This window comes from Streptomyces sp. HP-A2021 (assembly GCF_022807935.1).
Lineage (GTDB): Bacteria > Actinomycetota > Actinomycetes > Streptomycetales > Streptomycetaceae > Streptomyces > Streptomyces afghaniensis.
On record NZ_CP094344.1, the window covers coordinates 6,465,539 to 6,480,071 of the forward strand.

At 72.0% G+C, this 14,533-nt stretch carries 10 protein-coding genes; 6 read left to right on the forward strand and 4 right to left on the reverse strand.

The features are described from left to right. Positions 1–106: 106 nt before the first annotated feature. From MQE23_RS29260 to MQE23_RS29285, 6 genes are read left to right on the forward strand one after another with little or no spacing between them, the layout of a single operon-like run. Positions 107–2,641, forward strand: a complete 2,535-nt coding sequence (locus MQE23_RS29260; protein ID WP_243380717.1) for a Pls/PosA family non-ribosomal peptide synthetase — start codon at positions 107–109, stop codon at positions 2,639–2,641. Then, positions 2,641–5,103, forward strand: coding sequence for an amino acid adenylation domain-containing protein (locus MQE23_RS29265; RefSeq protein ID WP_243380718.1), 2,463 nt, complete (start codon positions 2,641–2,643; stop codon positions 5,101–5,103). Before MQE23_RS29260 ends, MQE23_RS29265 begins: the two co-directional genes overlap by 1 nt. Positions 5,104–5,133: 30 nt before the next feature. Continuing rightward, positions 5,134–6,150, forward strand: a complete 1,017-nt coding sequence (locus MQE23_RS29270; protein ID WP_243380719.1) for a TauD/TfdA family dioxygenase — start codon at positions 5,134–5,136, stop codon at positions 6,148–6,150. Then, positions 6,147–7,214, forward strand: coding sequence for a 2,3-diaminopropionate biosynthesis protein SbnB (gene sbnB / locus MQE23_RS29275; protein ID WP_020273211.1), 1,068 nt, complete (start codon positions 6,147–6,149; stop codon positions 7,212–7,214). Before MQE23_RS29270 ends, sbnB begins: the two co-directional genes overlap by 4 nt. Before the next feature lie 44 nt (positions 7,215–7,258). Then, a complete protein-coding gene (gene sbnA / locus MQE23_RS29280) occupies positions 7,259–8,269 on the forward strand; it encodes a 2,3-diaminopropionate biosynthesis protein SbnA (protein WP_020273210.1) in 1,011 nt (336 codons plus the stop codon). 14 nt (positions 8,270–8,283) lie between these two features. Continuing rightward, the gene (locus tag MQE23_RS29285) at positions 8,284–9,006 is read left to right on the forward strand and encodes a 4'-phosphopantetheinyl transferase superfamily protein (RefSeq protein WP_051185588.1); all 723 of its coding nucleotides are present in this window, start codon (positions 8,284–8,286) and stop codon (positions 9,004–9,006) included. A gap of 3 nt (positions 9,007–9,009) precedes the next feature. Here MQE23_RS29285 and MQE23_RS29290 read toward each other — a convergent pair whose 3' ends face one another. The 4 genes from MQE23_RS29290 to pepN all read right to left on the reverse strand — a co-directional run bounded on the left by MQE23_RS29290 (position 9,010) and on the right by pepN (position 14,438). Continuing rightward, positions 9,010–9,750: an anti-sigma factor gene (locus tag MQE23_RS29290; protein WP_020273208.1), complete on the reverse strand. Its 741-nt coding sequence runs from the start codon at positions 9,748–9,750 to the stop codon at positions 9,010–9,012. Next, positions 9,747–10,358 carry an ECF RNA polymerase sigma factor SigK gene (gene sigK / locus MQE23_RS29295; protein WP_243380720.1) on the reverse strand — a complete coding sequence of 204 codons (612 nt, stop codon included), beginning with the start codon at positions 10,356–10,358 and terminating at the stop codon, positions 9,747–9,749. Before sigK ends, MQE23_RS29290 begins: the two co-directional genes overlap by 4 nt. 263 nt (positions 10,359–10,621) lie before the next feature. Further along, the gene (locus MQE23_RS29300; protein ID WP_243380721.1) at positions 10,622–11,662 is read right to left on the reverse strand and encodes a hypothetical protein; all 1,041 of its coding nucleotides are present in this window, start codon (positions 11,660–11,662) and stop codon (positions 10,622–10,624) included. A gap of 196 nt (positions 11,663–11,858) precedes the next feature. Beyond that, positions 11,859–14,438 (reverse strand): aminopeptidase N, encoded by a 2,580-nt coding sequence (gene pepN / locus MQE23_RS29305; protein ID WP_020272999.1) that lies wholly within the window; start codon positions 14,436–14,438, stop codon positions 11,859–11,861. Between the last annotated feature and the right edge of the window lie 95 nt (positions 14,439–14,533).

Here is a 14,533-nt window from a genome sequence, read left to right on the forward strand (position 1 = left end):
CTCATCATGCGAGAAGAACAGGCGGACCCTCCATCCCTCGGCTGCCCGGCTCCGAATCCCTAGCGAGGAAGGGCACGCGACAGTCGCAGCCGAGGGGGTCCTCCTCATGAAGGGACAGCAACTGCAGGAGGCGGCCAGGGGCGTCATGGAGGGAGCCCGGCCCCGCGAAGCGCCGCCACATCCCGCGGTATCCGCCGCGGCAGAGCGGCTCGCCGCGCTGCTGGCGGATGTCGCCCAGCTGGACGAGGTACCGCTCGACAGCAACTTCTTCGATGATCTCGGTGCCGACTCCCTGGTGATGGCGCATTTCTGCGCGCGGGTGAGGAACCGGCCGGACCTGCCGCCGGTGTCGATGCGCGACGTCTACCGGCATCCGACCGCCGGCAGCCTCGCCGTCGCACTGCTCGACAGCACCCCGCCGTCACCCGAATCCGAGGTGCCCGGCCCGCCGGCACTGCACAGGGGACAGGCCGAGGCCCCGGCAACGGCGCCGCCGACGGGCCGCCCCCACCGCGTGCTCTGCGGGGCACTCCAGCTTCTGGCCTTTCTCGGCTACGCCTTTCTCCTCGCAGCCGTCGCCGCCCAGGGCTACGAATGGATCTCCGCGTATACGCACCCGCTCGACGCCTACCTACGGAGCGTCGTGTTCGGCGCGGCGCTGCTCCTCGTACTGTGCGCCCTGCCCGTGATCGCCAAGTGGCTGCTGTTCGGCCGGTTCACACCACGCCGCTTTCGCGTCTGGAGCCTCACCTACTTCCGGTTCTGGCTGGTGAAGACACTGATCCGGTCGAGCCCGCTGGTCCTGTTCGCCGGGTCGCCGCTCTACCCCCTGTTCCTGAGGGCCCTGGGCGCGCGGATCGGCAGAGGAGTGACGATCCTTTCCCGCTCCGCCCCCGTCTGCACCGATCTGCTGACCGTCGGTGACGGCACGCTCGTCCGCAAGGACACGCTGATGAGCTGCTACCGCGCGGCCGACGGGGTGGTCGAGACAGGGCCGGTCACCCTGGGCCGGGGCGCGGTCGTCGGTGAGGTGACCGTGCTGGACATCGGGACCCGGCTCGGCGACGCATCCCGGCTCGGGCACGCCTCCTCCCTGCACACCGGCCAGGAGGTCCCCGACGGCGAACACTGGCAGGGCTCTCCGGCCCAGCCCGCGGACAGCGACTTCCAGGAGGTGGAGCCCGCCCGGTGCGGCACCGCACGGCGAGCGGTCCACGGCACCCTGCTGGTGTTCACGGTGCTGCTGGTGTACCTGCCGCTGGCGGTGGGCTGCCTGGACGTGCTGCTCTCCCGCATGCTGGAGGGATCCGCGGTCGTGAAGGGCGGGGTCACGGTGCTCTACGCCGACCTGCTGGTGGTCACGGCCGTGGTCTTCTTCGGCGGCCTGATTGCCGCCCTGCTGGTCCTGGCCACCGTCCCTCGGCTGCTGGGCCTGCTCGTCCGGCCCGGCCGGACGTACCCGCTCTTCGGCTTCCACTACTCCGTGCACCGGACGATCGTCCTGATGACGAACAGGAAATCCCTGACTCGTCTGTTCGGCGACAGCTCCTGCATCGTGCACTACCTGCGCTGGATCGGCTATCGCCTGACTCCCGTGGAGCAGACCGGCTCGAACTTCGGGACAGCGGTCAAGCACGAGAGCCCCTACCTGAGCAGGGTCGGCACCGGGACCATGGTCGCGGACGGACTGTCCCTGATGAACGCCGAGTACTCCAGCACCTCCTTCCGGTTGTCGCCGACCGTGATCGGGGCGCACAACTTCCTCGGGAACCGGATCGCCTACCCCGCCGGGGGCCGGACCGGCGACAACTGCCTCCTCGCCACCAAGGTGGCGGTCCCCGTCAGTGGACCGCTCCGGCACGACGTGGGACTTCTCGGCTCCCCCTGCTTCGAGATCCCGCGTTCGGTGGCGCGGGACAGCACCTTCGACGAGCTCAAGGACGGGAACGTCCTGCGCCCACGCCTCGCGGCCAAGAACCGGCACAACGCCGTCACCATGGCATGCCATCTGCTCACGGGATGGCTGTACTTCTTCTGCGTCACCCTGCTCTTCGCGTTCGCCGCGAGCCGGTACCCCGCGTGGGGCACCGTGGCCCTCGCGCTCGCCAACGCCGCCCTGCTGCCGTTCACCTTCCTGTACTACGTCCTCCTCGAGCGGGTCGTCATCGCCGCGCAGCCACCGGAGCCGTTGTTCTGCTCGATCTACGACCGCCGCTTCTGGCGCCGTGAGCGGTACTGGAAGGTCCCGTCCGAGACCTATCTGCACATCCTCGACGGCACCCCGTTCAAGACCGTCGTATGGCGCCTGCTGGGCGTCCGGATAGGGGCACGGGTCTTCGACGACGGCTGCCATATGACGGAGCGCCCCATGGTCGCCATCGGGGACGACTGCACCCTCAACTCGGGCAGTGTCCTGCAGTGCCACTCCCAGGAGGACGGCACGTTCAAGTCGGACCGCAGCGCGCTCGGCGCCGGCTGCACCGTCGGCGTCGGAGCGCTCGTGCACTACGGAGTGACGGTCGGCGACGGCGCCGTGCTGGGGGCGGACGCCTTCCTCATGAAGGGCGAGACGGTTCCCGGGAACGCCCGCTGGGCGGGGAATCCGGCTCGTCCCCTGGACGAGAGCGGAGGTGCGCGGTGATGGCAGCGACAGCGACCGACGCCCGCGTCCCCGGAAGCGACAGCAGGGCCGAGGGCGGCTTCACGGCCGTGCCCCGATGGGCGAAGGAGCCTGTGCCCGGCACCGGGGAGCACGTCAGCAGCGTCCCCCGCGACGTGACGGCGGCCCTGCGCGGGCGGGCCCGTGAACTCGGTGTGCCGCTCACCGCGATCCTCCTCGCGGCCCACGCGAAGGTGCTCGCCCTGCTCTCCGGCGATCCCGAGGTGCGCAGCGGCTGCCTGCTCCCGGACCGGACCGGGCCGCTGCCCTTCGAGCTCACGGTCGGGCCCGGCACCTGGCGCGGGCTCGTGCTCCAAGCCCGGCGGGCCGAGGCGGCGGTGCCGTCGCCCGGGACCGGCTCACCCTCCGCGGCCGGCGCCGAAGCGGTGTTCGCCCCGGCCGGGCAGGAGGTCACCGTCCCGGCGGACGGCAGCGTGCTCCTCGGCGTCTCGGCGGGCGAGGAGGGCGGCCGGCTCGTACTGCGCCTGCGTCACCGGACGGACCTGCTGGACGCGGACTGTGCCGCGCGGATCGGCGGGTACCACCTCGCCGCACTGGAGGCGATCGCCGCCGATCCCGACGCCCCCCACGACCGGCGCAGCCTGCTGTCCGCGGACGAACTCCGGTTCCAGCTCGACGGGCTGGCGGGGCCTCGCCGTGCGCTGCCGGACCGCCGGTTCCACGAGCTGTTCGAGGAGCGGGTACGCAAGGCTCCGGACGCCGTCGCCGTGGTCCACCAGGGCCGCAGCCTGACGTACGCGGACCTCGACACGCGGGCCAACCGGCTGGCCCGCGCCCTGCTGGCCGAGGGGCTCGGACCCGAGGACACGGTCGCCGTGGTGACCGAGCGCGACCTCCACTGGGCGGCCGCCGTGCTCGGCGTCCTCAAGGCCGGCGGCGTGTACCTGCCCGTCGACCCGCGTCACCCGCCCGGCCGCATCGCCGCCATGCTCACCCGCGCCGGCTGCTCGTACGTCCTCACCGAACCGGACAGCACCGGGCAGCTCGACCGGGCGTTCGCATCGCTCCCCGGGACCCGGCGGCTGCTCGTCCCGGACGTCACCGACCGGGCCACCGACGGCACGGGCCTCGGCCTGGACATAGCGGCGGACCGGCTCGCGTACGTCTTCTTCACCTCCGGCTCCACCGGGGAGCCGAAGGGGGCGATGTGCGAGCACGCCGGCCTGCTCAACCACCTGTACGCCAAGATCGACGACCTGGGCATCGGCGAGGGCACGGTGGTGGCGCAGACGGCCTCGCAGTGCTTCGACATCTCGCTGTGGCAGTTGCTCGCGGGGCTGCTGACGGGCGGGCGGACCCTGCTGGTCGAGCAGGACGCCATCCTCGACGCGGACCGGTTCCTGGACACGATCACCGAGGGCCGCGTCAACGTCCTGCAGCTGGTGCCGTCCTATCTCGACGTCATCCTGTCCGCCCTGGAACGCCGCCCCCGGGGCCTGCCGGACCTGCGGTGCGTGTCCGCCACAGGCGAGGCGCTGAAGGCGGAGCTGGTCCAGCGGTGGTTCGCCACCGGTCCGGCCGTGCGACTGGTCAACGCCTACGGACTGACCGAGACGTCCGACGACACCAACCACGAGGTGATGGACCGGGCGCCCGGCACCGACCGGATCCCGCTCGGCCGGCCCATCGCCAACGTGTACGAGTACGTCGTCGACGACAATCTGCTTCCGGTTCCGCTCGGGGCGCCCGGCGCCATCGTCTTCTCCGGGGTGTGCGTCGGCCGCGGCTACGTCAACGACGCCGAACGCACCCGGCTCGCCTACCTGCCCGACCCCCACCGCCCCGGCCAACGGCTCTACCGCGGGGGAGACTTCGGCCGCTGGCGGCCCGACGGGAAACTGGAGTTCCTCGGCCGCCGGGACGCCCAGGTGAAGATCCGGGGATTCCGGGTCGAGATCGGCGAGGTCGAGAACGCGCTGCTGCGCGTGCCCGGTGTCACGGACTGCGCGGTCGTGGTGACCGACGCGGAAGGGCACGGCCGCCAGCTGGCAGCCTTCTGCACGAGCGCGTGCGCGATGACCGCCGAGGACCTGCGGGAGCGGCTCGCGGAGTTGCTCCCCGCGTACATGATCCCGGCGTCCTTCCACCGGCTGGACCGCCTGCCGCTCACGGCCAACGGCAAGACCGACCGCAAGGCGCTCACGGCGCTCGCCGAGGACCTCGGTCCGGCCCGGGATGCCCACGGCGCCCCGCGGACGCCGGCCGAACGGCGGCTCGCGGCGCAATGGGCGGCGGAACTCGGCCTGCCGCCCGGACGGATCCGCCGGGACGACAACTTCTTCGACCTGGGAGGCACCTCCCTGTCGGCGGTACGGCTCGCGGTCTCGCTGGGCCGGGTGATCTCCCCGCGCGACCTCGCCGGCCGTCCCGTACTGGCCGACCTGGCCCAGCTGATCGACAGCCGGTCCGGCGAAGATCCGTGACGGACACGAGGAGTACGAGAGGAGAGCGACATGCTGTCGGCACTCTTCCGCAGGAACAGGGCCACCACGGCACCGGCTCCGGACGGCCTTCCGGTCCTCGATGCCGCAGACACCCCGGACGCCACGGACGCGGCGGCCTGGGCGGCCGGCCGGCGGAACGCGCTGCGTGAACTCGTCGCCGAGCGGGGGGCGCTCGTCGTCCGGGGTCTCGGCCTGCGCTCCCCGGCCGACGTCGAGTCGGTCCTGCGCCAGGTGGCCGAGCGCCCCGTGGCGGAACGCGAGGCGTTCGCCGCCCGCGACCGCCACGCGGACGGCGTCTACTCGTCGTCGGCATGGCCGCCCAACCAGCCCATGTGCATGCACCACGAACTCAGTTACGCCTTCGAGTGTCCCGGCCTGCTGATGTTCGCGTGTCTGGAGCCGCCCGACGAAGGCGGTGCCACCGCGGTGGCCGACGCGACCGAGGTGCTGCACGCGCTGCCCGCCGAACTCGTCGACCGTTTCGCCCGGGAGGGCTGGCTGCTCGACAGGGCCTACCACGAGGGGATCGGCGCGACGCTCGGTCAGTCCTTCGGCACCGACGATCGCGGCGCGGTCGAGGCCTACTGCCGTGCCCACGCGATCGACTGGTCCTGGCAACCGGACGGTTCGCTGCGGACGCGCCAGCACCGGACCGCCGTGGTGCGGCACCCGGTCTCCGGCCGGCACTGCTGGTTCAACCAGATCGCGTTCCTGAACGAGTGGACGATGGCACCCGAGGTCAGGGAGTTCCTGATCGAGGAGTACGGACCGGACGGGCTGCCCTTCAACACCCGTTACGGCAACGGCGATCCGGTGCCTCCGGACGTCGTCGAGCAGATCAACAAGACGTACGAAGCCCACACCGTACGCCGGTCCTGGCAGCGCGGGGACCTGATGCTCGTGGACAACATCCGCACCGCGCACAGCCGGGAGGCGTACCGGGGACCGCGGAACATCGTGGTGGCGATGGCCGACCCCGTGCGTCCCGGCCTTCTCGCACCCCGGACAGGGAGGGAAGCGGCATGACCATCCTGCACACCGCACCGCAGACCGCCCGGACGGACACCCCGGCCGTGCCGTCCTTCGCCGTCGTCCCCGGAAGCCAGGTCAAGGAGGTGCTCCAGGGCCGGGAGAAGACCGTGGTGGAGGTCGTCGAGGCGACGTACCGCCTGCACGGCGCCGGCCGTACGGTCAACCCGCCGTCCTCCTTCCTGCGCTTCCCCGACCGGCCGACGTCACGGATCATCGCCCTGCCCGCCTCGCTCGGCGGCGAGGGCCGGGTGGACGGACTGAAATGGATCTCCAGCTTCCCCGCCAACGTCGCCTCGGGCATCCCCCGGGCGTCAGCAGTCCTCATCCTCAACGACCCCACCACCGGTTACCCCTTCGCTTGCATGGAGAGCTCGATCATCAGCGCCGCCAGGACCGCGGCGTCCGCCGCGTCGGCCGCCGACCGGCTCAGCAGGGGACGAGAACGCCCCGCCCGGCTGGGGTTCGTCGGGGCGGGGCTGATCGCCCGCTACATCCACACGTACCTGGAGGGCACCGGCTGGACCTTCGACGCCATCGGTGTGCATGACCTGTCCCCCGACAGCGCGGCCGGCTTCCGCACCTACCTGGAGCAGTCCGGGGCCGTCGGACGCGTCACCGTGCACCGCAGTGCCGAGGAGCTGATCCGCCTCAGCGATCTGATCGTGTTCGCCACGGTCGCCGACCGGCCGCACATCACCGAGCCGTCGTGGTTCCGCCACAACCCGGTGGTGCTGCACGTGTCGCTGCGCGACCTCGCGCCGCAGGTGCTGCTCAGCGCCACCAACGTCGTCGACGACATCGACCACTGCCTCAGGGCCGCCACCTCACCGCACCTCACCGAACGCCTCACCGGCAACCGCGACTTCCTGCTCGGCACCCTCGACGACGTGATGGCCGGCCGCGTGACGGTCCCGGCCGACCGTCCGGCGGTCTTCTCGCCGTTCGGCCTGGGCGTGCTGGACCTCGCGGTCGGCTCCTACGTCTACGACGAAGTGGCCCGCTCCGGCGGACTGCAGGTCATCGACAACTTCTTTCACGAACTGAGCCGGCACGGCTGAGGACGGCACCCGGCCACCGTCCGGCTCCGGACGAGGAGAACATCGTGCCAGTCATATCCGTACCCCACGCCTTCAACGAGGAGGACCTGTACGTCGACCTCGAGCCGATCACGGGACACCGGCTCTTCCTCAAGTGCGAGGGCTTCAACTTCGCCGGTTCCATCAAGCTGAAGGCCGCGACCGAGATGGTGGAGTCCGCCGAGCGAAGCGGGACCCTCAGGCCCGACTCGATCCTGATCGAGTCCTCCTCCGGCAATCTCGGCGTGGCGTTGAGCATGATCGCCGCGAGCAAGGGCTACCGCTTCGTCTGCGTGACGGACTCCCGGTGCAACCTGGCCACCCGGCTGATGATGGAGGCCCTGGGCAGCCAGGTCCACGTCGTCTCCGACGAGCACGCCACGGGCGGTCTGCTGGGCGCGCGGCTGGCGCACCTGCGCGGTCTGTGCGCCGCGGACGACCGCTATGTGTGGCTGAGTCAGTACACCAACCCCGACAACTGGCGGGCGCACTACTTCAGGACGGCCCCGGCCATCGCCCGCTGGTTCCCGCACCTGGACGTCCTGTTCATCGGGGTCGGCACGACCGGCACGCTGATGGGCTGCGCCCGCTGGTTCCGCTCCTGGCACCGGCCGGTGCGGATCGTCGCGGTGGACAGCGTCGGCTCCGCCATCTTCGGCGACCCGCCCGGACGGCGGATGATTCCCGGACTGGGCATGAGCCTCCGGCCTCCCCTGCTCGACGAGAGTTACGTCGACGAGGCGGTCCGCGTCGAGGAGGCCGATGCCATCCGTACCTGCCAGAGCCTGGCGAGGCGGGGCTTTCTGTTCGGCGGTTCGACCGGCACGGTCGTCAGCGGGGCGACGAGCTGGCTCGCCCGGCACGGAACGCCGGGCCTCACGCCCGTCGCGATCGCCCCGGACCTCGGTGAGCGCTACCTCGACACGATCTACCAGAGCAACTGGGTCCAGGCCCTGTACGGCGGGGACGCGCTCGCCCCGCCGGTGTCGCACGCCGGCGGAGCAGACCCCCGGGCCGTGCGGGCCCCCTCCGACTGAAGGCGGCCGTTGCCATGTGCCTCCTTCCGGCGAGAGCGGTCCCGCGTCCCGAACGGCTCACGCCCGCCGCCTGGACCCGGCTCCCGAAGCCGCTCCGCCCCGGTCGGCCCCGACTGTGGCTGGCCCGGGTGGAGGACCTCCGCGGCGCCGTGGCCCCGCTGGCGGATGTGGTGCTGGACAGCGGGGAAAGGGCGCGGGCCGCGGCATTTCACCGGGCGGTGGACGGGGACGGCTACCGGGTCGCCCACGTGTGCCTGCGCATGCTCCTCGGTGCCTACCTCGGCGTCGAGCCGTCGGAGGTGCCGCTGGTACGGCGCCCCTGCCCCGTGTGCCGGGCCCCGCACGGCCGCCCCGACGTGCCCGGCGTGCCGCTGTGCTTCTCCCTCTCCCGTACCGCCGGCTTCTGTCTTCTCGCCTTCGCGGACACGGCGGTCGGCGCGGACATCGAACGGCTGCCCGCCGATGACGTCGTCTCCGCCCTCACCGCGACGCTGCACCCCCGGGAGGCCGCCGAGCTCGCCGCGTGTCCGCCGGACCGGCGCCCGGCCGCCTTCGCCCGCGTGTGGACACGCAAGGAGGCGTATCTGAAAGGGCTGGGCATCGGCCTCGGACGTGACCTCCGCCTCGACCACGTCGGTGCCTCCACGCGCGGGCCCTGTCAGGTGCCGGGCTGGGCGGTCGACGACGTGGCGGTGGGGAGGGGCTGTGCGGCCGCCGTCGCGGTGGCCGAGCAGTGATGGTCACGAGGGGACGCGGATGACGCCGATGGGGCGAGTGGTGGGCTGGGTGGAGCCGCCGGCCGGTTCCACGGTGATACAGACGGCGGTGGCCCCATCGAGGCGCCCGTCCAGGACCTGTGCCTGACGTCCGCCCGCGGAGGACAGCAGTCCGGCCGGCCGGTACCGCCCCGACTCGGCGTACCAGAGTTCGTAGACCCGGTCGCCGGTGAGCGGCGGCAGTCCGGAGGCGATGAGCGCGGACCGGCCCTGTGCCCGGGAGGCGACCACGCTCGCGGTCCCGCCGCGTGTGAGCTCCTGGGCGCTGATCGTGGCGTCGGGGGCGGCGAGGACATCGGCGAGCCGCCGGTACTCGGCACGGTCCTGCGCGGACTGCTCGCGCGCGGTGTCGGCCTCGGAGCTCTGCCACCAGGCGACGCCTCCGAGAGCCGCGGCCGCCGCCACGGATGCCGCCAGCGCCGGCTTGAGACTCCACCGGCGGCGTCGGCGCCGGGACCCGCCCGTGACGGACCGGTTCTGACGTACGGTGGCGATCTGGTCGAGCACGCGGCGGCGCAAGTCCGAGGAGGGTGTGCTCGTCTCGGCCGCCCCCAGCCGAACGGCCGCACTCGACAGCTGATCGACTTCCAGACGGCATGGGCCGCACACGGCCAGGTGCTTCTCGAAGTCGGTCTCCTCACCGGTCGGCAGCGCGTGCAGCACGTACGCTCCGACTGCGAGGTGTGGGTCGTCGGTGAGGTTCACGAAGCGGCCTCCATGCAGTCGTGCAGGCGCCGCAGCCCCTGGCGCATCCGCGACTTGATGGTTCCCGTCGGCGTCGAGAGCGCCTCGGCGACCTCCGCGTACGTCAGCCCCTGGTAGTAGGCCAGCACCAGTGGCAGCCTCAGCTCGCGGGCGAGCTGGGTCAGGCAGCGGAAGACCGCACGCTGCTCCTCCCGCACCTCGACCTCTTCGGCGACGGTGTCGAAGGAGCGTTCCTGCTCCATGACCGCGGCGCGCAGCTCGCGGACGCGGCCCGCGGTGACGGACCGTACCCGGTCCACCGCGCGGCGGTGCGCGAGGGTGAGCACCCAGTTCCGAGCGGCTCCGCGCGCCGGCCGGAACCGGTCGGCGGTCCGCCACACCTCCACCATCACGTCCTGGGTCACCTCCTCCGCCTGGGCCTTGTCCCCCACCACACGGCAGGCCAGTCCCAGCACCGTGTGTGCCAGGGCGTCGTACAGCTCGGCGAAGGCCTGTTCGTCGCCGTCGGCGGCGCGGACGAGCAACTGGTCCAGCCCGGGGTCGTCCTCCGACTCTCCTCGCCGCCCTTGCCTGTCACCTTCCCTCCGAGCTCCGGCTCCTCGGTCCATCGCGCCTCCTCGCCTCAGCTCGACACTGGCCCTCTTGCGCGAGCGGCGCATCCGGTCCGAAGCCGTCCGTCTGACAGATTCACCTGCCTGCCGCAGCAAACGGCCGGCCTCGCGCCGGGCGGGGCGGTGCGTTTTCCCTCACCTCTTGTTCGAAGCTGCCGCCGCGACAGATCATGATCAATCGCCGCCGGAATGCGAGGAGGGGCCGCCGGCACCCCCGGCGGCCCCTCCTCTCCCCTCCTGGTCCTGCCCCCGGTCCGTCACTACCGGGGCAGCACCACGACATACGCGGCCGGTTCGCGGTCGGCCGAGGCCATCAGGGCCGTGCGGACCACCGTCGCCTGCTGTTCCGGACAGTCGCGGAGCTTCCTGGGCGTGATGTGGACGACCGTGATGCCGAGGCGCTCCAGGTGCTCACGCTTGCGGGCGTACTCGGACCACAGGGCGTCGTCGTCCTGCCGGGGCGCCCGCGTGTCCAGCTCCAGCGCCACCGCCTGGTCGGGCCAGTACGCGTCCAGGCCCCCGAGGTAGGGGCCGCCGGGCAGGCGCAGGTCCACGTTCCAGACCGGGTCGGGCAGGTCGTACTCGCGCACCATCCGGTAGAGGCGGTTCTCCGCGATCGCCCGGCCCTCGGCCAGCAGGGACTCCACCGCGTCCACCACGTGCGGGCGGCTCAGCAGCCGCGCCTGGTTCAGCTCCCGCACCACCGCCGCCGGCTCGCAGTGGTGGCCGCGCACCGCCTCCGTCATCAGCCGGCGCACGATGCCGGCGTCCCGGAGGTCGGCCACCGCGTCGGCCAGCGCGCGGGCGACCGGGGCCACGGGCAGGCCCGTCACCTGCTCGGGGGCGGGCAGCGCGGCGCCGCGGACGATGCGCGCACAGCCCGTCGAGCGCAGCCGGCGCAGCCGCGGGACCAGGACGTCGATCGCGTCCAGGGACGGCAGCGGAGGAGTGGAGGAGAAGCCGTGCAGCGTCAGGGCGGCCAGGCCGGTGATCATCGCCTCCGGGTAGGCGGGGGCGTGCCCCTTGCCCGCGCTCGGCTGGGCGGGGACACCCGTGCCGCGCTCCCGGGCCGCGTACATCAGCACCGCGTGCAGCCGCTCCTCGCTGGTCGGCGGGCCCGGGTGGAGCAGGACGACGCCCGGGAGGAGCTGCTGCCACGGTCCGCCGGGGCGGCACTGCTCGTTCGTCGCGGACGTCGTCACGCCGTGCGAGCGGAGCTGCGCGACCGTCATGACACGGAGCCGGCCGCGGCCGGACAGGTCGTGCAGGGGGCGCGGGGAGAGCGGGGTGTTGTGGGTCATGACCCGCAATTTCCCGCGCTCCGACCGCTCTTTAACCGCTGTTACAGGCCCGTCGACAAATACGGACAACCCAGCACTAAAGGACGGGTGTTCGGATGCCGAAAGCCCCTGGTCCGTTCGGGTGCGGGCCAGGGGTTACGGCTCGCGGGGCACGCATCTCGTAACGATGGCGGAACGCCCCGATCTCAGGCCAAAGCTACTGGCCAGAGGCCTTGTCGCACTCCTGCGCGCGCAGCGCCCGCGCCAGGTCGTCCCGGGCCTCCAGCACCAGCCGGCGCAGGGCCGGGGCCGCGTCCCGGTGTGCCTCCAGCCAGGCGTCCGTGGCGGCGAGGGTTTCCGGGGACTGCTGGAGCGAGGGGAACATGCCCTGCACCACGTGCATCCCGATCTGGATGGACCGCTCGGCCCACACCCGCTCGATCGCCGCGAAGTACTTCTCCGCGTACGGCGCGAGCAACTCCCGCTGCGAGTCCTGGGCGAAACCCGCGATGGTCGCCTCGATCATGGCATTGGACAGCGCGTCCGACTCCACGACCTGCGCCCACGCCTGCGCCTTGACCGCCGCCGACGGACGGGCCGCCAGACAGCGCACCTGGTGGCGCTTGCCGGAGGCCGTGTCGTCCCGGGCCAGCTCCTCGGCCAGCGCCTTCTCGTCCACCACCCCGTGCGCGGCCAGCGGCTGAAGGAACACCCACCGCAGCTCCTGGTCCAGGTCGAGGCCCTCGACCGACGCCGTGCCCGCCAGCAGGTCGCTCAGCAGCGCGAAGTCGGCCTCGGCGGTGGCCGTCCGGGCGAAGAAGCGCGCCCACGCGAGCTGGTGCTCGCTGCCGGCCTCGGCCGCGTACAGCTCGCGCCGCGCGCCCTCGGCGAGGAGGCGGGCGGTCGTCTCCCGCCGCGCGGGCGCCGCATAGTGCGTGACCGCCCACTCGGCCCACCCGTGCAGCATCTGCACCACGCCGATCTCGGACTCGCTCCCCGCGAACCGCAGCACCAGGTCCACGAAGTCCCGCGCCGGGAGCAGCGCGTCCCGCGTCATGTTCCACAGCGCCGACCAGCACAGGGCGCGCGCCAGCGGGTCGGTCACCGACCCCAGGTGCTCGCGCAGCGTCGCCAGCGAGGTCTCGTCGAAGCGGATCTTGCAGTACGTCAGGTCGTCGTCGTTGACCAGGACCAGGTCGGGCGCCTCGGCGCCGGACAGCTCCGCCACGACCGTCCGCGGGCCGTCGACGTCCACCTCGGCGCGCGCGTACCGCTCGACCTCTCCGTCGTCCGTCGCCCGGTACAGGCCCACCGCCACCCGGTGCGGGCGCAGTTCCGGATGCGACTCGGCCGCCTCCTGCACCACCGCCAGCTCCTCCACGCGGCCCTGCGGATCCAGCAGCAGCTGCGGGGTCAGCGCGTTCACCCCGGCCGTCTGGAGCCAGGACCGCGCCCAGGCGCTCATGTCCCGGCCGCTGGTCTCCTCCAGTACCGACAGCAGGTCACCGAGGCGCGTGTTGCCGTACGCGTGCCGCTTGAAGTAGCGCCGGGCGCCCTCCAGGAACGCGTCCTGGCCGACGTACGCCACGAGCTGCTTCAGCACCGACGCGCCCTTGGCGTACGTGATGCCGTCGAAGTTCAGCTTGGCGTCCTGGAGGTCGCGGATGTCCGCCGTGATCGGGTGCGTGGAGGGCAGCTGGTCGGCCCGGTAGGCCCACGACTTGCGGCGGTTGGCGAAGGTGACCCAGCCGTTGACGAAGCGGGTCGCGCCGACCAGTGAGAACTCGCCCATGAAGTCCGCGAACGACTCCTTCAGCCACAGGTCGTCCCACCACTCCATGGTGACCAGGTCGCCGAACCACATGTGCGCCATCTCGTGCAGGAGGACGTTGGCCCGGCCCTCGTAGGACGCCTGCGTCACCTTGCCGCGGAAGATGAACTCCTCCCGGAAGGTGACCAGCCCCGGGTTCTCCATCGCGCCCAGGTTGTACTCGGGCACGAACGCCTGGTCGTACTTGCCGAACGGGTACGGGTAGTCGAAGTGGTCGTGGAAGAAGTCCAGGCCCTGCTTGGTGACCAGGAAGACGTCCTCGGAGTCGAAGTGGGGCGCGAGGCCCTTGCGGCACAGCGCGCCGAGGGGGATCTCCAGCGTCGTGCCGTCCGCGAAGGTACGGGAGTACGTGTCGGTCACGTAGTGGTACGGGCCCGCCACCACACACGTGATGTACGTCGAGATCGGCTTGGTCTCGGCGAACCGCCAGACCCCGTCGGCCCGTTCGCCCACGCCGTTGCTCCACACCGTCCAGCCCTCCGGCGCCCGCACCTCGAAGCGGAACGGGGCCTTGAGGTCCGGCTGCTCGAAGTTCGCGAAGACCCGGCGGGAGTCGGCCGGCTCGTACTGCGTGTACAGGTACACCTCGCCGTCCTCGGGGTCGACGAAGCGGTGCAGGCCCTCGCCGGTGCGGGAGTAGGCGCACTGCGCGTCGACGACCAGCTCGTTGTCGGCGGCCAGGTCCTCCAGCGTGATCCGCGAGCCGTCGAAGACCTCGCCGGGGTCCAGATCCCGGCCGTTGAGTGAGACGGCCGTCACACTCGGGGCGATCAGATCGGCGAAGCTGCTCGCCCCGGGCTCGTTGCAGCGGAACCGGATCGTCGTGACCGACCGGAACGTGCGGGGCCCGTCGGTGTCGTCCTCACCGACCGCGGACCGCAGGTCGAGGGACACCTCGTACCCGTCGACGCCGATCAGGGCGGCCCGCTCCCGGGCCTCGTCGCGGGACAGATTCTCACCGGGCACGGGCGGAACTCCTCAAGCGTCGTCGGATACGGCTGAACAGCACCGATCCTGCCACGTGCCCCTGATACGAGGCAGCCGGGAATGACCGGCGCGAG